A 21543-nucleotide genomic window follows, 5' to 3' on the forward strand; every position below is an offset into this window, starting at 1 on the left:
CCATCCGCATCGCAATGCACTATGTTCAATCGCGACATGCCAGCCACGCACGCCGCGTCGCCAGCCGATGACCAAAGCGGATGACATGCAGGCACGGCTCACCCTCCCCCGCAGCGGACAGCTCTGGATAGAAACGCGCGTGCGTCGGCACGAAACGCTCTGGCGCTGGATCCTGGCGGGGCCGGCGGCCCTGATCCTGTCGATCCTCGCGATGGCCGGGCTGCCCACGATCCTGCCCGCAGGCGCAGGCGGCATAAACCACCTTGTCCTGCCCGTGGTCCTGTTCCCGCTCCTCTGGGCCAGCTTCGTGGTCTGGCCCGTCGCCACAACACGACCGGGTCGCGTGGCCACAACCTACCTGGCGCTCACCGCGCTCCTGCTGCTGCTCATCACCCTGGCATTCCTGACATGAGCGGCGCCGCACACGCCACCAAACGGCTCGTCGCCCTGCACGGCTGGTCGGCCACGCTGCTGGCCATCCTGCTTTACGTGGTAATGCTCACCGGCACGATTGTCGTACTCGACAACGAAATCACGGAATGGAGCGCGGGACACACCGAAACCGCGCCCATCTTCGGCCCCCGCACCGACGAACTGGTCAGCCGCTTTGCCGCCCAGGTCCCGCCGGAACTGCACGAAACGGTGTTTCTGTCGGGCGGCAGCAACGGCACGCTCAGCCTGTTCTTCGGGGCACCGCAACCGCACCCCGATGGGGGAACCCAACGGTTCGGGCGCGGCTTCCTCGTCGATCCGCAAACGGGCGTGCTGCACGCCGCGCGCGTCGGCTTTTTCAGCGACGTGGTCAGCCACCGGCCCGAGCAGGCGTTTTCCCACTTCCTCGTCGACCTGCATGTGCAACTGCACGTGCCAGGGCGTTGGGGGCTCTACCTGACGGGGATCCTGGGCGTCACGATGCTGGTGGCGGCGATCACCGGTGTGCTGATCCACAAACACATCTTGCGCGACCTCTTCACCACCGAACGGCCCGGCGCGCGGCTGGTGTCGTTCCGGGACAGGCACACGCTGGCGGGGGTCTGGTCCCTGCCCTTTGCGGTGCTCTTGTCGTTCACCGGCGCCTTCCTCAGCTTTGCCATCTCACTGGGGCTGCCGGTGGTGGCCCTTGTGGCCTTCGGCGGCGATCAGGACACGGCGCTCGCGACCGTGCTTGGCGCGCGCCCCACTGTCGACAGCACGCTGTCGGCCATGGCCGACCTCACCACCATCTTTGCCGACGCGACCCTGCGCGCAGGCGCGCCCGTCGGCGGGGCAGAGATCAACGATTACGGCACAGCCGGGGCAGTGGTCAGCACGTTTCACGCCGCCGCAGAGGGGGCGTTGATCGCCACCAACCTCGACTACAGCGGCACCACGGGCGCCTTTCTCGACACCCGCCAGATCGTGGGCACCGAACCATCGGCAGGCTCCGCCCTCGCGGCCCTCATGGCGCCGCTGCATTTCGGCAATTTCGCCGGATGGTGGTCGCGGATCATCTGGGTGGGGCTGGGCGGTGCGATGACCTACACCATCGTGTCGGGCATGCAGCTCTGGCTGCGGCGGCGCGAAAACGACCCCGCGTGGCAGCACGGCGCCCGCGCGCTCAGCCTCGTGGCCTGGGGCCTGCCGCTGGTCATCGTCGTGACGGGACATGCCTCGCTGGTGGCGCTGCTGACGGACGACCCGAACGCTTGGGTGCCGCGCGTGTTTGTGTGGGGATGCCTCGCTGTGCTGGGCTATGGTGCGGTGACATTCAAACACCCACTGGAACGGCTCAACCGCACGCTTGGCACCGCAACGGGCCTCTCCCTCCTGCTCCTGCCGGTCACGCGCCTGCAAACCGGCGGCCTGTCCTGGGGCGAGGCGCTGATGTGGGGCGGCGATTCCGTGCTGGTGATCGACGCCACCTGCCTTGCGCTCGGCCTCGTCTGTCTGTTTGCACTGCGGCGCCAGCGCAGCACCCAACCGGCTGCCGCGCCCGCAGAATGACGCACTGGAAAGCGACCCGAACAAATGCCATCTGACACGTAACACCGACCAGATCAAAGGACGCCACCATGTACATCGCCATGAACCGCTTCACCGTCGCCGCCAACAATGCCGAGGCGTTCGAGGCGCTTTGGCTGGGCCGCGACAGCCACCTCAAAACCATGGACGGGTTCGTCGAGTTTCAGATGCTCAAGGGGCCGGAGGATGAGGACGGCACACGGCTCTACGCCTCGCACACCGTCTGGGCGTCCGAAGACGCCTTTCGCGCCTGGACCCGCTCCGATGCCTTCCGCGCGGCCCACAAAGACGCAGGCAGCACCGCCAAGCTGCACGAGGGCGCGCCAAAGTTCGAAGGGTTCTCGGTCATCCAGGAAATCGCCGCAGACTAGCGGCACGGGGTCACGGTCTGTCGCAAGCGCCGGGGACCTGATGCGCGTCATCTACCCCCGGCATCATCATGGCCAGCAGCGCCGCACAGGGCGAAGCCACCGCAGCGCCGTCCGCCTTTGATCTGGCAAGAACACTCTGCGCGTCCGGATGCCCCGCCGCCGCCGCTTGTTCAAGATATGCCGCGCCCCGCGCCTGTGCCTGCGCGTTGCAACCCTCCTCCGTCAGTCGCCCGCCCAGATAAGCCATCGCACCCACATCGCCGCGCATTGCCAAACGCTCCAGCGGGTACAGTGCAACGCCACCACATATCGGCTGGCCTGAATGTTCGGGTTTGGGCCACAGGATCAGCGCGACCATCAGCGCACAGGCCAACAGCACGAACATCAGGCACAGATACTGCACGATCTGCCGCGCCTCATCGGATCCTGCTCTGCGCGCGGCCAACCGCCTCACCTCCCCTGGATCTGGATGGAAAAGGACCGCTGCGCGCCCTGTGGCGGGGCCGGGAACGGGGCCGCGCGCTGGATCACCTGCATGGCCGCCCGGTCCAACTCGGCAGAGCCGGAACTGCGCGCCACCGACACCGCGCTCAAGCCCCCGTTTGACGCCACGCGGAACGCGACTGTCGCGGCCCCCTGCGCGCCCACACGCGGGCGGCGCACCCTCTGGATGCGGCGCATGATCTGGCCGGGATAGTTCGATATGGCCGCATTGCCCGCCTGCGTCGCCCCCTGCCCGGTCGCGCGCTGCGCTGGCGCCGACGCGGCGCCGTCCGTCTGCCCGGCCTGCGCATTCGTCTGGGCCTGATTGCCACGTGGCGATGGCGCGTCGGGCGTTCGGGTGGCCGTCCGCGTGGTTTCACGCGGCGCGGGCGGCGGATCCTCCGGCTTGTTCCGCGCCTCGAATGCCCGGCTGCGCACCTGCGGGCGCAAGGACTGGGTCACCTCCATCTGATCCGGCTCTTCGGCGGTCAGGGTCTCCGGTGCGGTTGCCGGTGCCTGCTCGGGCGTTGTGGTCGTTTCTGGCGTAACGCGCAGCGTCGGCTCCGGCACGGGCGCCATTACAGACGTGGGAACATCGGCCTCCCGAGGCGGCCGCGCCGCCGTCACCTCCACGGGCGCGACAGGCTGCACAGGCTCCGGCGGCGCAATCTCCTCTGCCATATCCTCCACCGGCACGGGCTCGGTCACCTCGGTCGCCTCCACACCGGACAGGGTCCCCTGCGCCAGATCCGCAAAGCCGTCGCCCAGCGACGCCTCCACCGCCCCAACCTGCCCGCCTTCCATCTGGACCTCTTCGGTCAGATCCAACCGCATCACCCCGCCCAGATGCAGACCCGCCGCCACGGCAAAGGCACCAAAGGCGACACGGCGCGACGCAAACCTCATTGCAGCGCCCTCTCGGTCACGATGATGACACGGCCCGCCCCCGCCCGGCGCAGATCACGGCCCAGACGCACCAGATCAGCAGCAGGCAAGTCCCGATCCGGCACGATCCGCACCTCCTCCCGCGCCTCCGGGTCCAGCCCGGCCAAATAGCCCTCAGCATCCGCCTGCGCGGCGCCGCGATAGACCATCTGCCCATCCGCGTGGATCACCAACGCGTCAGGTGGCGCGCGTCCCTCAAGATCATCGGTCCGCACCAGCGCCAGATCCCGCTCCAGCGGCGCGGCCAGCGTGCCCGCCACCATGAAAAAGACAAGCATCAGGAACACGATGTTGATCAGCGCGATGGTCGGCTCGCGGGTCTGCCGGCGCGCACGCATCAGCCCTGCCCCAGCACGGTGATCTGCAACCCCGGCACGCCCCGCAGCACCACCAACAGGTCGGTCAACCGCTGCGCCGTCACCCCGTCCTGCAGGCTCACGATCACCGGCTGCCCCCCCTCCATCGCCGCCGCCAACGCCTCCAACGGCACGGGCGCACCGTTCAACGCCACCGCATCCTCGGCCAGCTGCAAAAACAGCGGCGGCACCGGCGACACCTCCGCCCCCTGCCCCGCACCACCCGCGGTCAACTCCACCTCTGCAAAGGTTGAAAAGGTCGATGTGAGCATGAAAAACAGAAGCAGCAAAAAGATGACATCAATCAACGACGTCATCGACACCCGCCGCCGGATCTGGCGCGCCCTAGCCACGGACCGGCTCCATACCAGTCTCTAACACAGGCGAATCGGCTCGTCCTACGGGCGCCACAACGGTCAGTACAAAGCCCTCCGCCGCCACACGCTCGGCCTCCATCCGCCCCTCGAACCATGCCAGCACCAGCGCCGTGGGCATGGCCACCGCCAGGCCGACCGCCGTGGTCAACAACGCCACCCAGATGCCGCCCGCCAGGATCGACGGATCCACCTGCGCCCCCGCTGCCTGCAACGCCTGAAACGCCTCGATCATGCCCAGGACCGTGCCAAAGAGGCCCAGCAGGGGCGCCAACTGCGCCACCGTCTCCAAAAACCGAAACCCGCGCTCCAGCCGCGAAAACCGGGCCTCCGCCATGGCCTGCAACCGGTCCCGGCCAAGGCCATCAAACCCGGCCTCAACCACACCGGCCAGATAACTCCGGGACGGGGCCAGCGCCGCGCGCGCCCCGCCTCGATCCCCCGAATCCCACGCCATCACCGCCGCACGCACCGCCGCATGACGGCCCACATGGGCCGCCGAAAACTGCCACAGCTTGTACAGAACCACAGCCAGGGTGACGACCGACACCACGCCCAGCACCAGCACCACCGGCCCACCAAGGTCCAGCACAGCACGCAATTGCCCAAGAACAAGATCCAGCATCAGCCCAGCACCTCGATCTCAACCCGGCTCCTCAGCACCAGACCGGCGGCACAGACGCCCGCCTCCAGCCCCTCGGCCTCACAGGTGTGCAACCCGTTGAACAGCACGCGGCCCAGACCGTCACAGGCGACATCGGGCACCGCAAACTGCCGCACACGCGGACGACCCACCGGCAACGCGCCAAAATCAAACAGGGTCAGCCGATCCACCTGGCCCGACGCATCAAACAACACGGTCTCATAGACAAGCTGATCAATGGCCATCTCATGCCCGTTTGTGACCATGAAGGTCAGCGTACAGGCGCTGTCGCTCTCGGTTACGGTGTTCAATTCGATGGCGATCTTTCCGGTCAGATCACCCTCTTGCGCCGCCGCTCCTGATGCGGTGAGCGCCAATGCCACCAGACGCGCAAAACCCGTGCCCATGCCATGCTCCTTGGTTCCAGAGTGGGATGACCTGGCAAGGCAGCTGGGGACCCGTTAACCCCTTAACAACCATGTCTGCACGAGCGGCGCAATACCTGATAGAAAGACTAGGACAAAGCAGCGCGGCAGCTTGTGGCACCAGGATCAACAACCGCCAGATGTAGATAAGTCTTGCACGAATCCCGCAAGTCAGCCAATAGTCACGGAAAAAGACGGTCAAACGGTGAAAAGCGTGACCGACAAACACAGGCAGGTGGCAGAGGAACCGGGGCAGATGGACGGCACGCGCACGCAAAATGACCTCAATTCCGTCATTCGGCAACACTCCGAATGGCTGGCCACGCAATTGCACGCCCAACGCGAAAGCCTGTTCCCCCCCGATGCAGCGAAACAGATGCGCAAGTTCACCAGTGGTGAGGCCGCGACCCTGCTCGGCGTCGGCGACAGCTACCTGCGCAAACTGCATCTTGAGGGGCGCGGCCCCTCGCCCGAGGTTACATCGGGCAACCGCCGCCTGTATTCTGCGGCCGATATTCAGTCTCTGAGACGCACGTTAGAGACGACCGCCCGCCGTCCCGGCGAATACCTGCCCGGCCGCCGCGAGGGTGACGAGATGCAGGTTATCGGCGTGATGAACTTCAAGGGCGGCTCGGGCAAGACCACCACTGCGGCCCACCTCTCCCAGCGCCTCGCGCTCAAGGGGTATCGTGTCCTCGCCATTGACCTCGACCCGCAGGCGTCTCTGTCAGCCCTGCACGGGGTCCAGCCCGAATATGATCTGCCAGAGGGCGGCACGCTCTATGACGCGATCCGGTACGAAGATCCCGCGCCCATCAGTTCGGTCATCCGCAAAACGTATATTCCCGGCCTTGATCTGATCCCCGGCAATCTCGAACTGATGGAATTCGAACACGACACCCCGCGCGCGCTTGCGACCGGGGCGGCGGGGCTGTTCTTTTTTCGGGTCAAACAGGCTCTGACACAAGTTGATTGCGACTATGACGTCGTGGTCATCGACTGCCCGCCGCAGCTTGGCTTTCTGACCATGTCGGCCCTGTCCGCGGCAACCGGCGTGCTGGTGACGATCCACCCCGAAATGCTCGACGTGATGTCGATGTCCCAATTCCTGCGCATGACCGCCGATCTGATGGACGTGATTGCAGAAAGCGGCGCCGACATGAAACACGACTGGATGCGCTATCTGCTCACCCGTTACGAACCGGCTGATGCGCCGCAAAACCGTGTCGTGGCCTTCTTGCGGACGATGTATGGCGATCATGTGCTGAACGCGCCCATGCTGAAATCCACCGCCATCTCGGATGCGGGGCTGACGAAACAGACACTTTACGAGGTCGAACGCTCCGCCTTCACCCGCTCCACCTATGACCGCGCAATGGAAAGCCTGAACGCGGTCAACGATGAAATATCGACCCTGATACAGGCAACCTGGGGGCGCACATGAGCGAAAATCGCAAGAAACGCCTGTCGATGCTTGACAGTCTGGCCGCGGCGCAGGCCCCTGCCCCGTCCAGTTCGATGATGACCACGAACCGCGCCTTGCGGTCCGCGCGGGACGCGGTCGATGCGCATCACGTGTGGGACCTGGACCCATGGGCCATCGACGATTTGCGACCCGAGGACCGGATGGAGGCGGGAGATCTCCACGATCTGCGCGACGCGATCGAAGCCAACGGCCAGACCGTGCCGATCCTTGTGCGTCGCAACCCCGAGGACGCCGACCGTTACCTTTTGGTCTACGGGCGACGTCGGCTCGAGGCGATCCGCCAGTCCGACAAGGTCGACAAGGTGCGCGCGCTTGTGGCCACGCTTGATGACCACGAGGCCGTGCGCGCCCAGATTTCTGAAAACATGGCGCGCCGCGACCTGACATTTATCGAAAAGGCCCTTTTTGCCCGCGCGCTGGTCGACGGCAGCTTTGGCACCCAGGCACAGGTGGCCGAGGTGTTGACGGTGAGCAAATCCGCCATCTCCATGGCCCTCGCTGTCGTCGATGTCGTCAGCGTCGATCTCGCCCGCGCCATCGGCCCCGCGCCCGGCGTCGGGCGCCCCCGCTGGGACACCCTTGCCCGCGCGATAGAAACAACCGGCGCAGATGTCAGCTACCTGATCCCCATTGCCCGCGACACCCATGACAAGGCCGCGCTCGACGCCGTCACCGACCCGATGGGCCCCTTGCACGAAGATCCGTCCATCACGGCATTCGAAGCCGTTTTGGCCTATTTAGAGACGAAAAAGCCTGTGGTGTCGCAACCCAAGGTGCGCACAAGCGGGAAAAGCCGGACGGTCCACTCCGGCGACCGGCGTATCGGCACCATCAAGCGCATGTCACAGGGCGTGCGTCTAGATGTGGATGCGGGCAATTTCGCGGACTGGCTCGAGCACAACGCCGACGCCGTCCTCAAGGAGCTTCACACGCGCTGGCAAACGCGCGGCGAAGACTAAGGCAGAGCAGTAACCAAAGGAGGCACGCACCAGAAAAGGCAAAAGAAAAGGTCCCGCAAAGCGATGGCGCCCCACGAGACCCTTGTGTTTAGCAGCTTCAAGGTACGATTTCGCGCCCTCCCCCGCAAGTCCCAAGTGATTCGCGGAGCGGATTTTTTTGTGCCTGCGTGAATGATTTTCATGACCTACGTTCCCATCACACCGTTTCGCGGGACGGTGAACGCCCTTGTATTGGCGCGCGAACATCTGGCCGGGCGGGCGAAAACCCTGCCCCGCGCCGACAAGTGGGAGGTGCTGCGCGAATTGGGCGTGGCCGGCCCGAAGCTGGGCGTCAGCGACCGACAATTGACCGTGCTTCAGGCCCTTCTCAGCTTCCACCCCGAAGTCGAACTGGGTGGAAGCGGGGATCGACCGGTTGTCTTCCCTTCCAACGCGTCGATCTGCGAACGGTTGAACGGCATGGCCTGCTCGACCATGCGGCGGCATCTGGCGGGTCTGGTGCAGGCTGGTCTTATCATCCGGCGCGACAGCCCCAACGGCAAACGCTATTCCAGTCGGTCAGGTGGCGCCTTCGGCTTCGACCTCTCCCCCCTCGCCCTCCGCTTCGCCGAGATTTGTGCCGTGGCAGAGGATGTACGGGCCGAGCGGGACCGCCTCAAGCGCCTCCGCCAGACCGTCAGCCTGATGCGCCGCGATCTGGCCGCGCTTGCCGCCTACGGTGCTGATACACAGCCTGACCTCGGGATCTGGGACGCATTCTCCGACCTCGCGATCCTGACCGCCCGCGACTTGCGTCGGCGCCTCGACGAGGATGATTTGGGACGGCTGGAATGCGTGCTCAATGACGCGTTGGACAAAGCCCGTTCCGTGTTCGAAGCAGAAGATATGATCACCAAAGATGCTGAGAATGAGCAGCACCATCATAATTCAAAGACAGACATATCTGTACTTGAACCAAGCTGTGGACGCGTACCGGATGAAACGGATCCGACCTTGGACGATACTTCGAAACCTGCGACACGTGAGGACGCCCAGCCAAACATCCCGCTGGCTTTGGTGTTGTCGGTTTGTGCGGAGATTGCGGTCTACAGCGATCGACCAATCAGGCATTGGCACGACCTTGTCAGGGCGGCGGATATGGTGCGGCCGATGATGGGTATTCAGCCCTCAGCATGGGGGGAAGCTGTGAAGGCGATGGGGCCTGAGCAGGCGGCAGTCACAGTGGCGGCGATGCTGGAGAGGTTTGACCAGATCAAGTCGCCCGGAGGATATCTGAGGCACCTGGCGCGGCAAGCCATGGCGGGGAAATTCTCTTGTGCGCCGATGGTGATGGCGTTGACGCGGAGGGAGGCGGCTTGAGAGTTCACAGCTGTGAACTTTGTACCGTGCGGTCTGTTGACCGAAAGTTCACAGCTGTGAACTTTTCCCCCGACGCTGCCCTCTATGCCCCACAAAGGCGGCAAATAATCTTTACAACATCCGGCCGGAAAGATACCAAAACGACTGATTGCGCGCCCCACCCCAATGCCTGGCAGGCCCCGCGCTGGCAACTGCACAACAGGTGGGGATATCATGCAGAGATGTATTCTGGGGGGCGTGGCGATACTCGCTGCGGGCGCGACAACGGTTCAGGCACAGGACGTTCCGGTCGAATTGCCGCCGCTGATACTTGGTACAGCGCTGCGCGCCGACCGGGACATTCGGGACACGCCCGTGGCCGCTTCGGTCGTTTCGGGCGAAACGCTGGAAAGACGGCAAGCAGATACGATCGAAGAGTTGATCGGGGACGTGCCGGGCGTGTCGATCGAAGGCGGGCCACGTAGCGTGGCGCAAGAGATCAACATCCGGGGTTTTCAGGACGAGCAGGTGGTGCTGCGCTTTGACGGCGGACGCTTCAACTTCAATCGGGCGCATAGCGGGCGCTTTTTCTTTGACCCGGATATCGTGCAGAAGGTCGAGGTCGTCAGGGGAGGGGGGTCGACCCTGTTTGGGTCAGGCGCCATCGGCGGTGTCGTCGCGGTTGAAACCAAGGATGTCGAAGATCTGTTGCTGCCGGGCCAGACAACCGGCGCCCGCTTGCGCTTTGGCTATTCCGACAACGGCCAGGTCTGGAGCCCGTCTGCCACGGTCTATGGCGATTACGGCAGCTTTGATGCGCTGGCCTTTATCGGTGGGCGCGAGTTCGGCACGTCGCTGGAAGACGGCAATGGGGACGAGATCCTGCGATCCGAAGTGGACAGCTTGAATGGGCTGATCAAGCTGGGCTTTGAGCCGACCGAGGATCAGCGGTTTGAGTTGAACCTGTCCTATTACGAAGATGACGGACTGGTGCCGCCCAACGCCAATACCGAAGCCGATCCGGACCCGCGTACAGGCAATGATTCCGAGCGGTCGGCGGAGATTTTCACCTATCGCATGTCCTGGGACTGGAACCCGGAAGGGTCCGACCTGGTGGATCTGTCGGTGCTGCTTTATGGCAATACGCTTGAGATTCAGGACGACCGTATCCGGGACGGGCGGGCCGACTTTACCGAATATGACACCATTGGCTTTGAGGTTACGAACCGGTCGCGGTTCGATGTCGGGGTTCCGGTCGACCTGGTCTATGGGGTCGAGGCCTTTCGGGATGAGCAGAGCGGTACGCGCAACGGTGCCGCACGTGTGCAATTCCCGGACGCCGAAGCGACGACGCTCGGTGTTTTTGCCGAAGCAACCTTTGGCGTGACCGACCGGCTGGACCTGATCGCGGGCGTCCGGTTCGACCAGTATGACCGGGACGTGGACGACCCCACGCTGGAGGATGCGGATGATGATTTCTTGTCCCCGCGCATCGGCTTTAGCTTTCGGCCCAATGATGACTGGCAGATCTTTGGCAACATCGCGCGGGCGTTCCGCGCGCCGACGCTGACCGAACTTTACAATGACGGGGTGCATTTTTCCTATGGGTTCCGTAACGGGGTCGAATTCACCAACAATTTTTTGCCGAACCCTGATCTTGAGGCAGAGGAGTCGACGCAAGTTGAACTGGGCGCGCGGTTCGATCGGGCGAACATGTTCCGGCCGGGGGACAGCCTGCGCCTGTCGGCGAATGCCTATTATGCCGATGTCGAGAATTTCATTGATGCCATCGTGTTTGAACCGGGGCAGGGACCTCGGGTTCCGGGATCTCCGACCGTGCTTGCCACGTCGACCCAGCGGAACATTGATGCCGAGCTGTACGGCTTCGAGGCTGAGTTGGATTATGATGCAGGCAATTGGTTTGGCGGGTTGGCCCTGACGTTGCCCGAAGGCGAGGCGAAGAACGGTGAGGAGTTGGGGTCGATCCCGCAGGCGCGTTTGACGGCCACCCTGGGCTATCGACCGACATCGGAATGGACCGTGGGCGCACGCGCAACCTTTGCCGGGGACCAGAATGACGTGCCGGAGACCGGGCGGCCCGGAGAAGCCTTTACCGTGGTGGACCTGTTCGGGTCATGGGCGCCGGAGCGGGGGCCGTTACAAAATGCGGTGTTCCGTGCGGGCATCGACAACGTGTTTGACGAGCAATACGTGATTTATCCAAATGAGCTGCCGCAAGCGGGTCGGTCGATCAAATTGTCGGCGTCCTTTCAGTTCTAAGAACAGTGTAACATATTGTTCTAGAAGGGAATATGCCGCTACAAGCTAGCTGTCCGGCTTCGAATCCTGTTTCTGGCGCGGGGTCCATGGATTGATGCCCAGGCGGAGCGAGGCGCGTCCGATCATGTGCGCGCCGATGGGGGCCGTCAGCAGCAGGAAGAACACGATCAGCACGCAGCGCACGATAATGCCGGGTTCGGCAAAGTGCAGTGCGGCCCCGGCCATCACCAGGCCGGAGCCCAGCGTGCCGACCTTGGTGGCGGCGTGCATCCGTGTGAACACGTCCGGGAGGCGTATGACGCCGACGCCCGCGGCAACTGTCATGGCGGCCCCTAGAAAGACGAGGATGGCCGCGGCGAGGTCGATCATTCTGTTTGCTCCTCTTCGTCTTCGCGTGCCTCGCGTCGGATCACCACCCGTTCGGCAAAGCGCGCCAGTGCGACCGTGGCCAGAAAGCCCACCAATGCCAGCACGAGGGCCACATCGAGAAAGGCGGCGTCCTGCGACCGGATCGCGGCGAGGCCGCAAAAGGCCACGATAGAGACCGTCATCTGGTCCAGCGCCACCACGCGGTCGGGCAGGGTGGGCCCGATGGCGAGCCGGACGAGGGCGAGCCCCACGCCGATGAAGACGAGCGCAAAGCCAAGCGTCAGAACGGTGTCCATAAGTGTCATTCCCGGTCCTCCACGGCGTCGATCACCCAGCGTTCCATCCCCTCTTTGAGCGAGCGGCACACCGCCTCGGGGTCGTCGGCGAACATGACGTGCAGCTTGAGCGTTTTGCGGTCCGCGCTGACGTCGATGCTAAGTGTGCCCGGTGTCAGCGAGATGAGATTTGTCACCAGCAGGATGCCTGCATCGGTCTTGACGTCGAGCGGCATGTTCACGATGGCCGGGTTCGAGCGGTGCGTGGGCGTGAAGATGTCCCAAAGTACCTCGATGCTGGACACGATCAATTCGTAGTTGAACAGCACCAGCAGCTTGATCCAGTACCAGACCCGCTTGAAATACGTCGATTTGACCCCTGCCAGCGGCTGGATCAGCATCAGCACGAAATAGCCCACCGCCAGGCCCGACAGCACCGACAGCCAGGTGAATGTGTTGAACAGGATCATCCACGCCACGGCGAAGAAGATGTTGGCGACAAGCGTGTTCATGTCTCACCTCCGAGTACCGTTGTGATATAGGCCGTGGGGTCCAGAAGTTGCGCGGCGGCGTCCTTGGCGAAGGTCACGAAGGGTTCGGGCGAGAAGCCGATGACCAGCGTCATGGCCGCAAGCGCCGCGATTGGGATCAGGAGGTGCCGTCTGGCCTGTGGCGTGAGTTGGTTCAGGGTCGGGTCGACGCCTTCGGGATGGGGTTTCCAAAAGGCTTCGGCCCAGATCTTGGTCATCGAGAAGATGGTGAGCAGGCCCACGAGGAGGGCGACGGCGGCGATGATCCAGCCTTGGTTTTCGATGGCTGCCGCCACAAGCACGTATTTGGCCCAGAAGCCTGACAGTGGCGGAAAGCCTGCCAGAGAGAAGGCGGGGATGAAGAAGAGGCATGCCAGCAAGGGCGCGGATTTGTAGAGCCCGCCGATGCGGTTCAGGTCTGTAGAGCCTGCGGTGCGTTCGGCGACGCCTGCGATGAGGAAGAGGTTCGCCTTTACGATGATGTGGTGGACGAGGTAGAATACCGCTCCAGCCACAGCGAGCGGGGTCAGCAGGGCGAGGCCCATGATCATGTAGCCGATCTGGCTGACGATGTGGAACGACAGGATCTTGCGAATGTCGTTCTGAGCTGCGGCGCCGAGGACGCCGGTGACCATGGTCAGCCCGGCCACCCAAAGCAGGATTTGGTGCGTGAAGCCGATGTCGCCGTCGAACACGAGCGTGAACATGCGGATCAGGGCGTAGACGCCGACCTTGGTCAAGAGCCCCGCGAAGACCGCCGAGACCGAGAAGGCGGGCGTGTGGTAGGCGGCGGGGAGCCAGAAGAACAGGGGGAAGACCGCCGCTTTGACCCCGAAGGCGACCATGAACATCATCGCCACGACAGTCACGAGGCCCTGGTTTTCCACGGTATCCAGCGTGCGCGCGATGTCGGCCATGTTGAGCGTGCCGGTCATGCCATAGAGCAGGCCGATGCCCGACAGGAACAGGATGGTCGAGATCAGGTTGAGCGTGACGTATTTGATGCCGCCGTCGATCTGGTCCTTGTTGCCGCCAAGGATCAGCAGGCCGAAGGACGAGATCAGCATGACCTCGAACCAGACATAGAGATTGAAGAGGTCGCCGGTCAGGAATGCGCCCACGACGCCACCGATCAGGATGTTGAAGAGGGCATGATAGCCCAGATGCTCCTTGCGTTCGTCAATGTCTGTCAGCGCATAGACCGACACGGCCAGTGCCGTGATTGCGGTGATGACGACCATGACGGCAGACAGGTAGTCGGCCACCAGCGTGATGCCGAAGGGGGCAGACCAGCCGCCCATTTGCGCGGCGATCACTCCCTGATCAAGCACGCGCACCATGAGCAGGATCGAGGCCCCCAGCAGCACGGCGTTGCCTGCGACGCTGAACCAGCGCCCGGCAGCCCCGTAGCGGGCAAGGAAGGCCAGTACCGCCGTCAGGAAGGGCAGTACGAGAGGTGTTGCAAGGGTCCAGGTCATTTCGTGTCTTCTGTGCGCGGCTCAGCGATCCGCATGTCGTCGGAGTACAGCGTGCCCAGCGTGGAGTAGGCGCGAAACATCAGCACGAGGGCAAAGGCAAAGAGGCCGAAGCCGATCACGATGGCCGTCAGCACCAGCGCCTGGGGCAGCGCATTGGCGACATCGCCCACGGGTCCTTCGGCACCTTCGGCGATCAGGGGCGGTGCGCCGGAGGTGAGCCGCCCTGACACGAAAATGATCAGGTTCGCCGCGTTCGAGATCAGCACCAGCCCGAAGATGAACCGCAGCACGTTGCGCGCAAGCATCAGGTAGACCGAGGTGGCAACCAGCACGCCGATGGTTATGGCAAGGAGCGCCTCCATCTAGATCTCCTCTTCCATGGCGAAGACGATGGAGAGGATGGAACCGAAGACCACCAGGTAGACCCCGATATCGAAGACGAGGACGGTGGAGAGGGGGATCCCCTTGTCCTCGGGCGTTTCATTGATGAACAGCCATTGGCCGGTGAACAGCGCATCGCCAAAGACGGCCGCTGCGATGCCTGCAAGCAGCGCGATGCCCAGCCCGGCCATTGCGATGTTCTGTGGCATGACCTTGAGTGCGGCGCGCGCGTCTGCGGTCCCGCAGGCCAGCGCAAACAGCACAAAGCCCGTGGAGCCGATGAGACCGCCGATAAAGCCGCCCCCAGGTTCGTTATGGCCGCGGATCAGCATGTAGAGCGAGAACAGCACCAGAAGCCCGCAGAGATACCGGGTGCCCACGCGCAAGATGATCGAATTCATGGATCTTTCCTTGGGTGTGTGGTGCGCAGAAGCGCATAGGCTGACAGGGCTGCGATGACCACCACTGCGACCTCGCCGAAGGTGTCGAGTGCGCGGAAGTCCACGAGGATGACGTTGACGATGTTGCGGCCAAAGGCTTCGGGCCAGCTTGTGACCTCGAAATATTCCGTCAGGCGCAGGTCGAGCGGGGTTTCAAGCACCGCCAGAAGGACAAGGGTCACCGATAGGCCGATGGCCCCGGCCAGGATGGCATCGACGGGGCGCCTGTCGCGCCCGTTCTGGTCGAGCACCGGCAGACGCAGGAGGGCGACGGCCACGAGGACAACCACAAGCGTTTCCACCAGCAGTTGGGTGATTGCGACGTCTGGGGCGCTGAATACGATAAAGATCATGGCGACGCCAATGCCCACCACCCCGAGTGCCGCCATCGCAGCTATGCGCGAGCTTGTGATTGCCGTCAGCAGCGCGCCTGCGCTGATCAGCACCACGAGGGCGACATTCTGGAATGTGACGTCTGACAGGTCCGGCAGGGCAGGCATGGCCTGCCGCGCGATCATCGTGCCGCCAATGGCCACCAGCACCGTTGCGAAGGTTGCAAAGATGTAGCGCCGCAGGATGCCCGGCTGGATGATGCGGGTTTGCCAGGCGGCGAACCCCTTTAGCCCAGCGAGGAACGTGTCCCAGCCGTTGTCGAATTGCGGGGAAGCGTCCACCAGCCGCCCGAGTGCGGGGCGCAAGCGTTTGTGGCCGAGATAGAGGGCAGCCCCCAGTGCCACCGTCGCGATGGACAGGATCAGCGGCATGTTCACGCCTGCCCAGAGTTGCAGTTCCTTGGCGTCTTCCATGGACCCCAGCAGCGATTTGACGGTCGGGTCGACCAGGGACGTTTGCAACAGGTCCGGGTAGACGCCGAAAAGCGCGCCCAGGACGGCGAGGATCACGGGCCCTGCCAGCATGGGCCACGGCGCTTCGTGGGGTTTGCGGGGCAGGGCGATGCCGGTGCGTTGCCAGAAAGGGCGCAGCGCAACGATCCCAGCCACCGCGAACATCAACGCGTTGGCCGTCAGCAGGGCGGCGGCGAAGATAAACGGTTCAGATCCGATGGCGAGGATACCCGCGTATTTCAGTTCCTTGCCGATGAAGCCGAGGAAGGGCGGGAAGCCTGCCATGGACAGCGCCGCGAGCCCGGCAGCGAAGGCTGTGACTGGCATGACCCGCCCGAGCCCGCCCAGCACGTCCGCCTCGCGCGTGCCGGTGGCGTGGTCAATGCAGCCCACCACGAGGAAGAGGGACGCCTTGTAGAGCGAATGGACCACGAGGAAGGTTGCAAAGGCCGTCATGGCGTAGCCCGACGTTTGACCGAGAAACAGCGTGAGCGTGCCGAGTGCCATGAGCGTGGTGTAGGCAAGCGCCTGTTTCAGGTCTGTCTGCCGCAGGGCGAGGATGCTGGCGAAGACGGCGGTGAACGCCCCGGCGATCGTCAGTGTCCAGAACCACACATCCGTGCCCGACATGCCCGGATGGAGGCGCGCCATCAGGTAGACCCCCGCCTTGACCATCGTGGCCGAGTGCAGGAAGGCCGAGACGGGTGTGGGCGCGGCCATCGCGTTCGGCAGCCAGAAGTGGAACGGAAATTGCGCCGATTTGGTGAACGTGCCCGCCAGGATCAGGATGAGGATGGGCAGGTACATTTCATGCGCCTTGAGCGTGTCGGCCTGGGCCAGGATCACCGACAGCTCGAAGCTGCCCATGGAAAAGCCCAGCAGGATGAAGCCCGCGAGCAGCGCCAGCGCGCCCGCGCCCGTCACAAAGAGGGCCTGGAGCGCCGAGCGCCGCCCTTTGGTCGTGTCGTGCCCGAACCCGATCAGCAGGTAGGAGGTGATTGTCGTCAGTTCCCAGAACACGAACAGCCCGATGAGGTTGTCAGCCAGCACCAGCCCCAGCATCGCCAGCATGAAGCTGGTCAGAAACAGCGCAAAGCGGGTGAATTGCGGGTGCCCGGCGAGGTACGTGTTGGAATAGAGCAGCACCAGCGCCCCGATCCCCGAGATCAGGAGCGCGAAGGTGAGGCTGAGCCCGTCGACAAGGAACGACAGCGAAATGTTCAGCGACGGCACCCAGTCCCACACCAGCCGCAGGCTTTGGCCCTCGGCGATGGCAGGGGCGAGGCTGAGGAACCAGCCGAAAAGGAGGAGCGCGATCCCGACAGGGATCAGGCCGACAAGGCCGTTTCCCGTGGGGTTGGTCGCGGTGGCCGTGTCGTCGTTCAATTCTTTTCCAGTTCTTCAATCGTCACGGGTGAGGTAAAGCCTTCCGGCTTGACGGCAAGGACGGAGCAGGTGACGCGGCTGAGGATTGTGTCGGCGGTGTTGCCGATGAACATGCCCGACAGGCCGGTGCGCCCAAGCGTGCCCATGACCAGCGTGTCGATGTGCTGTTCATGGGTGTGCTGCGCGATGACGTCGGCGGCGACGCCCTTGACGTGCATGATCTGCATCCGGTCGGCAAACGCGGTATATTGATCCGTTAGAGCGGTCAGCCGGGCGTGGCTCTCCTGCTTGGTGGTGAGCAGGAGCGCTTCGACATCCTCGGGCGGGGTGTGGACGCGGCTTGAGCGCAAAAGGTGCTCTTCGTGGAGATACCAGGCGTTCAGCACGTCGAGCTTGGCGTCGTCCTGCACCGAAAGGGACGTGGCCAGCTGCATGACCTTGTGGTTGAGCGCGTTCCGGGTCTCATCGCTTGGGTCGGGATCGACGGCGGCCACGATGCGCTTGGCCTTTGGCTCGGCCTTGCTGTTGAGGATCCAGACGGGGCAGGGGCATTTGCGCAGAAGGTGCAGGTCTGGCCCGCCCAGCACATTCCATGTCGGCGTCTGGTCGGCTGCTTTGAGCACCAGGTCGTTGTCATATGTCAGCACATGTCGGATCACTTCGATAAAGCCGACACCCTGGGCGAGCATGGTGGTCACGTCGGCGCCGTCCTGCCGAAGACCGGTGGCCACCTGTTCCAATTGGTCCTTGCGCGCCGCAATCAGTTCAGCCCCGACTTCGCGCCCCCGCTGCCCTGACAGCGTTGCCAGCATCCGCGCCATGTCGGATTGATCGGTTTCGGACACATCCAGCAGGGTCAAACGGGCGCCATTGGCCTTGGCCAGCCAGTGCGCGCGCGCAACGAGGGCGTCGGACACGCCTTCGGGGTTCGAGACAACGAGGATGTTCTTGAAACGCTTCATGCCTAGGCCTTTCGGAGCAACAGACGCTGAGATGGGGATCAAATTTGATTGATCAAATTGAAAACTGGGAAGGAATTGATAGATGTTATCTATCAGTCCGGCAGGAGAAGCCCGTGCCAACACTTCAGCAACTGCGTTATCTGGTGGCCGTGGCCGATGCGGCGCATTTCAGGCGCGCGGCAGAGGCCTGCCACGTCACACAACCGACCCTGAGCGCGCAACTCAAGGAGTTGGAAAGCAAGCTGGGGTCTGTGTTGATCGAGCGCAGCCGCGGCGGGGTTGTCGTGACCCCCCTAGGTGAGCAGATCATCCAGCATGCCCGCACTGCGCTGCGCGAGGTTGAGGAAATCCGCACCCTTTCCGCTCTTCAAAGTGGGAGTTTGAACAGTACGATCAAAGTTGGTGTGGTCCAGTCCCTTGGGTCATACCTGTTGCCAATCCTGGTGCCGGATTTGCACAAGAGCCATCCGCAACTGAAGCTGTATGTGCGTGAGGGGTTGCCGAAGCATTTGCTTGAGGCCCTGGGGTCAGGGGCGCTCGACTTGCTGCTGTTTCCGCTGCCGACGCGCGAGGCGGAGTTTGAAACGCGGTCGCTGTTTCGCGAGCCCCTGTCCGTGGTGATGCCTTTTGACCACCCTTTTGCCCGCGAGGAGACCATTGCGCCCAGCATGTTGAAGGGTGAGACCATCATGGCGCTTGAGCGGGGCCATCGCCTGTATGACAAGGTCGAACGCATCTGCGAACAACACGGTGCGGTACTGTCCAGCGAGTATGAAGGCACGTCGCTGGACACGCTGCGCCAGATGGTTGCCATGGGAATGGGCCTGACGCTGTTGCCCGCCCTTTATGTCCGGTCGGAGGTCACGAGCCAGGAGCTGGTGCTGGCCCGTCCGTTTCGCGGCACGCCCCCGTCGCGCACCATTGGCATGGTCTGGCGCCGCAGCACGGCGCGCGAGGCAGAGTATCAGGATCTGGGCGACGAAATCAGCGAAATCCTCGCCCGTCGTGCGCGCGAGGTGATTGTCTTGGGCTAGACCGCGCTTTGACTGGTCCGCAACCCGCGCAAGGTAAGGAGCCCGGCGATGGCGATGCCCAGAAGGTCGGTGCGCCAGTCGCCCGAGATCATGCAGACGGCGCCCACCAGCAGGATAATGCGAATGAGCGGCCCTGCGGCGCCCATGAACCAGCCCTGCACCGCACCCGCCAGCATGTAAACGCCGATGAGGGCGGTGAGGAGGTTTTGGACACTGACGTACCAGGGCGCCTCCATCAGCAGGCCGGGGCTGTAGAAGAACATGAAGGGCACGATGAAGGCGGCGAGGCCCACTTTGAAGCTGGTGATGGATGTGCGCATCGGCTCGGACCCGGCGATGGCGGCACCCGCATAGGCGGCGAGGGCGACGGGCGGGGTGATGGCCGACACGACGGCGAAGTAGAACACGAAGAAATGCGAGATGAGCGGGGTGATCCCGATTTCGATCAGGCCGGGGGCGACGACCGAGGCGGCCACAGCGTAGGCTGCGGTTGTGGGCATTCCCATGCCGAGGATGACCGAGATCATCATGGCGAAGCTGAGCGCCAGAAGTGTGCTTTGCTGTGCGAGGTCGAAGAGCAGGCTTGAGAACCGCGCGCCCACGCCGGTGAGAGAGATGACCCCCACGATCAGGCCCGCGCAGGCGCAGACGATGATGATTTGCAGCGACATGCGCCCGCCGTTGCCGAGCGCCTCATAGATTTGTTTTGGCCCCATGCGGTAGGGCGTGAGCCAACTGACCACCGCGGCCGAGGCGATGGCGAGTGTGCCCGCGCGGATCACCGAATAGCCGCTGAAGAGCGCGCCGATCAGGATGACGATGGGCAGGAAAAGGTAGGCTTGTTTTGCCAGCTCGCCGAGTTTGGGCAACTCGTCCGCGCGCATGCCGCGCATGCCGGTCCGGCTCGCCTCGAAATCGACCATGAAGTAGATGGAGGCGAAATAGAGGATGGCGGGGATCAGCGCCGCGACCACCAGTTCAGTGTAGGGGATGCCGGTGATTTCCGCCATGATGAAGGCGCCCGCGCCCATGATGGGCGGCATGATCTGTCCGCCCGTCGATGCCGCCGCCTCGATTGCGGCGGCGGATTGGGGGCGGTAGCCTACTTTCTTCATCAGCGGGATCGTGAGTGAGCCGGTGGAGACAACGTTGCCTGCCGAGGTGCCGTTGATCATGCCCATGAGGCCCGAGGCCAGCACCGACACCTTGGCCGGGCCGCCCTTGGCCCGTCCGGCGGCGGCGAAGGAGAAGTTGACGAAGTAGTCGCCCACCTTGGAGCTTTGCAGGAAGGCGGCGAAGATGATGAACAGAATGATGTAGGTGGACGACACGGCGGTGGTTGGCCCCAGCACGCCATTGTCGGTGAAGACATAGGTGAAGAAGCGTTTGGGGTCGTAGCCGCGGTGTTCGAGGAAGCCCGGCATCCATGGGCCCGCAAAGGCGTAGGCGATGAAGACAAGTGCGATGATGACGAGAGCCAGCCCCGCAAGGCGGCGGGTGAGTTCGGCGATCATGATGATGATGACAAAGGCCGCCCAGCCGTTGTTGGGATCGGCAAAGGGTGTGCCCGCCCGCAGGCGCAACGACAGGGTGTCGAGGCTGAACAGGATGAAGCCGCAGCTTGCCAGTGTCGCCACGATCAGGGCGATGTCGCCCAGCGGCAGTTGCCCCTTGCGCGCAGGATAGAGCCAGCCGGTGAGCATGGCGAGCAGGGTGCCCGCGCCAAGTGCAGGTCCGAAGGCTGTGAGCGTCCATGGGGGCGGGGCAGGGGTGCCCGGTTCATGGAACATCATCGCGGCGATGAGGGAGCCGAGGCCGATGGTGGTGCCCAGCAGGGCCACGCCGCCCATGATGTGTGAAACAGGGGTGTTGGGTCCGTCGGATGCGGGGCGCATGGACATGGCCGCACTGGTGCCGAAGCCCAGGATCAGCGCGCCCGCGATGTGCATGATGCGGAAGGTCCATGTCTCGAGCGGGGCGATGTTCAGCACGTAAAGGTGCCAGCCCGCATAGACCGCGCAAAGCAGGAAGCCCACGCGCGTCAGCAGGTCGGTGGCGACCGGCGTTTCGGGCTGTTCCAGCGGTGTGGGCCGTGTCGCTGTGTCCGTCATGCGTTCCATCCCCCGGCTGCATGAAAAGAGCACCCCGCCCGGAGGGGCAGGGTGCCGTAGGAGCTTAGACC

23 protein-coding genes are annotated in these 21543 nt (G+C 63.8%); 8 read left to right on the top strand and 15 right to left on the bottom strand.

All coding sequences use genetic code 11. From position 1 onward, the window contains the following. Window positions 1–67: 67 nt before the first annotated feature. From BWR18_RS19735 to BWR18_RS19745, 3 genes are all read left to right on the top strand, one after another. Window positions 68–412 (top strand): hypothetical protein, encoded by a 345-nt coding sequence (locus tag BWR18_RS19735; protein ID WP_083957938.1) that lies wholly within the window; start codon window positions 68–70, stop codon window positions 410–412. Next, window positions 409–1983: a PepSY-associated TM helix domain-containing protein gene (locus BWR18_RS19740; RefSeq protein WP_076630559.1), complete on the top strand. Its 1575-nt coding sequence runs from the start codon at window positions 409–411 to the stop codon at window positions 1981–1983. The genes BWR18_RS19735 and BWR18_RS19740 overlap by 4 nt, the downstream gene beginning before the upstream one ends. Before the next feature lie 68 nt (window positions 1984–2051). Further along, complete coding sequence (locus BWR18_RS19745) at window positions 2052–2372, top strand: antibiotic biosynthesis monooxygenase family protein (protein ID WP_076630560.1); 321 nt, start codon at window positions 2052–2054, stop codon at window positions 2370–2372. Between the two features lie 10 nt (window positions 2373–2382). Here BWR18_RS19745 and BWR18_RS19750 read toward each other — a convergent pair whose 3' ends face one another. Genes BWR18_RS19750 through BWR18_RS19775 form a run of 6 tightly spaced genes read right to left on the bottom strand, consistent with a single transcriptional unit; the run spans window position 2383 to window position 5580 of the window. Beyond that, complete coding sequence (locus BWR18_RS19750; protein WP_076630561.1) at window positions 2383–2817, bottom strand: hypothetical protein; 435 nt, start codon at window positions 2815–2817, stop codon at window positions 2383–2385. A gap of 5 nt (window positions 2818–2822) precedes the next feature. Further along, window positions 2823–3761 (bottom strand): energy transducer TonB, encoded by a 939-nt coding sequence (locus BWR18_RS19755; protein ID WP_083957940.1) that lies wholly within the window; start codon window positions 3759–3761, stop codon window positions 2823–2825. Continuing rightward, window positions 3758–4138: an ExbD/TolR family protein gene (locus tag BWR18_RS19760; RefSeq protein WP_076630562.1), complete on the bottom strand. Its 381-nt coding sequence runs from the start codon at window positions 4136–4138 to the stop codon at window positions 3758–3760. The genes BWR18_RS19755 and BWR18_RS19760 overlap by 4 nt, the downstream gene beginning before the upstream one ends. Next, the gene (locus BWR18_RS19765; RefSeq protein ID WP_076630563.1) at window positions 4138–4473 is read right to left on the bottom strand and encodes an ExbD/TolR family protein; all 336 of its coding nucleotides are present in this window, start codon (window positions 4471–4473) and stop codon (window positions 4138–4140) included. Before BWR18_RS19765 ends, BWR18_RS19760 begins: the two co-directional genes overlap by 1 nt. A gap of 28 nt (window positions 4474–4501) precedes the next feature. Then, the gene (locus BWR18_RS19770; RefSeq protein ID WP_076630564.1) at window positions 4502–5155 is read right to left on the bottom strand and encodes a MotA/TolQ/ExbB proton channel family protein; all 654 of its coding nucleotides are present in this window, start codon (window positions 5153–5155) and stop codon (window positions 4502–4504) included. Beyond that, window positions 5155–5580 (bottom strand): hypothetical protein, encoded by a 426-nt coding sequence (locus tag BWR18_RS19775; RefSeq protein WP_076630565.1) that lies wholly within the window; start codon window positions 5578–5580, stop codon window positions 5155–5157. Before BWR18_RS19775 ends, BWR18_RS19770 begins: the two co-directional genes overlap by 1 nt. A gap of 274 nt (window positions 5581–5854) precedes the next feature. Between BWR18_RS19775 and repA the strand changes: the two genes are divergently transcribed. The 4 genes from repA to BWR18_RS19795 all read left to right on the top strand — a co-directional run bounded on the left by repA (window position 5855) and on the right by BWR18_RS19795 (window position 11661). After that, the gene (repA, locus tag BWR18_RS19780; protein WP_076630616.1) at window positions 5855–7042 is read left to right on the top strand and encodes a plasmid partitioning protein RepA; all 1188 of its coding nucleotides are present in this window, start codon (window positions 5855–5857) and stop codon (window positions 7040–7042) included. Continuing rightward, complete coding sequence (gene repB, locus BWR18_RS19785) at window positions 7039–8043, top strand: plasmid partitioning protein RepB (protein ID WP_076630566.1); 1005 nt, start codon at window positions 7039–7041, stop codon at window positions 8041–8043. The genes repA and repB overlap by 4 nt, the downstream gene beginning before the upstream one ends. Window positions 8044–8223: 180 nt before the next feature. Further along, window positions 8224–9402, top strand: coding sequence for a plasmid replication protein RepC (gene repC / locus BWR18_RS19790; RefSeq protein ID WP_076630617.1), 1179 nt, complete (start codon window positions 8224–8226; stop codon window positions 9400–9402). Window positions 9403–9615: 213 nt separating this feature from the next. Continuing rightward, the gene (locus BWR18_RS19795) at window positions 9616–11661 is read left to right on the top strand and encodes a TonB-dependent hemoglobin/transferrin/lactoferrin family receptor (RefSeq protein WP_172839431.1); all 2046 of its coding nucleotides are present in this window, start codon (window positions 9616–9618) and stop codon (window positions 11659–11661) included. A gap of 45 nt (window positions 11662–11706) precedes the next feature. Here the strand turns inward: BWR18_RS19795 and mnhG are convergent, their stop codons facing one another. From mnhG to BWR18_RS19835, 8 genes are read right to left on the bottom strand one after another with little or no spacing between them, the layout of a single operon-like run. Beyond that, the gene (mnhG, locus tag BWR18_RS19800) at window positions 11707–12030 is read right to left on the bottom strand and encodes a monovalent cation/H(+) antiporter subunit G (protein WP_076630568.1); all 324 of its coding nucleotides are present in this window, start codon (window positions 12028–12030) and stop codon (window positions 11707–11709) included. After that, complete coding sequence (locus BWR18_RS19805; RefSeq protein ID WP_254685015.1) at window positions 12027–12335, bottom strand: monovalent cation/H+ antiporter complex subunit F; 309 nt, start codon at window positions 12333–12335, stop codon at window positions 12027–12029. The genes mnhG and BWR18_RS19805 overlap by 4 nt, the downstream gene beginning before the upstream one ends. Then, a complete protein-coding gene (locus BWR18_RS19810; RefSeq protein ID WP_076630570.1) occupies window positions 12332–12817 on the bottom strand; it encodes a Na+/H+ antiporter subunit E in 486 nt (161 codons plus the stop codon). The genes BWR18_RS19805 and BWR18_RS19810 overlap by 4 nt, the downstream gene beginning before the upstream one ends. Then, window positions 12814–14313: a Na+/H+ antiporter subunit D gene (locus BWR18_RS19815; protein WP_076630571.1), complete on the bottom strand. Its 1500-nt coding sequence runs from the start codon at window positions 14311–14313 to the stop codon at window positions 12814–12816. The genes BWR18_RS19810 and BWR18_RS19815 overlap by 4 nt, the downstream gene beginning before the upstream one ends. Next, window positions 14310–14675 (bottom strand): Na+/H+ antiporter subunit C, encoded by a 366-nt coding sequence (locus tag BWR18_RS19820; RefSeq protein WP_076630572.1) that lies wholly within the window; start codon window positions 14673–14675, stop codon window positions 14310–14312. The genes BWR18_RS19815 and BWR18_RS19820 overlap by 4 nt, the downstream gene beginning before the upstream one ends. After that, window positions 14676–15095, bottom strand: coding sequence for a Na+/H+ antiporter subunit B (locus tag BWR18_RS19825; protein ID WP_076630573.1), 420 nt, complete (start codon window positions 15093–15095; stop codon window positions 14676–14678). It abuts the gene before it with no gap. Further along, on the bottom strand, window positions 15092–17365 hold the full coding sequence (locus tag BWR18_RS19830; protein WP_076630574.1) for a putative monovalent cation/H+ antiporter subunit A: 2274 nt from the start codon (window positions 17363–17365) through the stop codon (window positions 15092–15094). The genes BWR18_RS19825 and BWR18_RS19830 overlap by 4 nt, the downstream gene beginning before the upstream one ends. Further along, on the bottom strand, window positions 17362–18327 hold the full coding sequence (locus BWR18_RS19835; protein ID WP_076630575.1) for a universal stress protein: 966 nt from the start codon (window positions 18325–18327) through the stop codon (window positions 17362–17364). The genes BWR18_RS19830 and BWR18_RS19835 overlap by 4 nt, the downstream gene beginning before the upstream one ends. Before the next feature lie 113 nt (window positions 18328–18440). On the opposite strand from BWR18_RS19835, the gene BWR18_RS19840 reads away from it, so the two are divergent. Beyond that, complete coding sequence (locus tag BWR18_RS19840) at window positions 18441–19361, top strand: LysR substrate-binding domain-containing protein (protein WP_076630576.1); 921 nt, start codon at window positions 18441–18443, stop codon at window positions 19359–19361. On the opposite strand, the gene BWR18_RS19845 is transcribed toward BWR18_RS19840, so the two are convergent. Beyond that, a complete protein-coding gene (locus BWR18_RS19845) occupies window positions 19358–21472 on the bottom strand; it encodes a TRAP transporter permease (RefSeq protein WP_172839432.1) in 2115 nt (704 codons plus the stop codon). The two genes, BWR18_RS19840 and BWR18_RS19845, sit on opposite strands and share 4 nt — an antisense overlap. Window positions 21473–21543 lie beyond the last annotated feature (71 nt).

Source organism: Tateyamaria omphalii (assembly GCF_001969365.1).
GTDB lineage: Bacteria > Pseudomonadota > Alphaproteobacteria > Rhodobacterales > Rhodobacteraceae > Tateyamaria > Tateyamaria omphalii_A.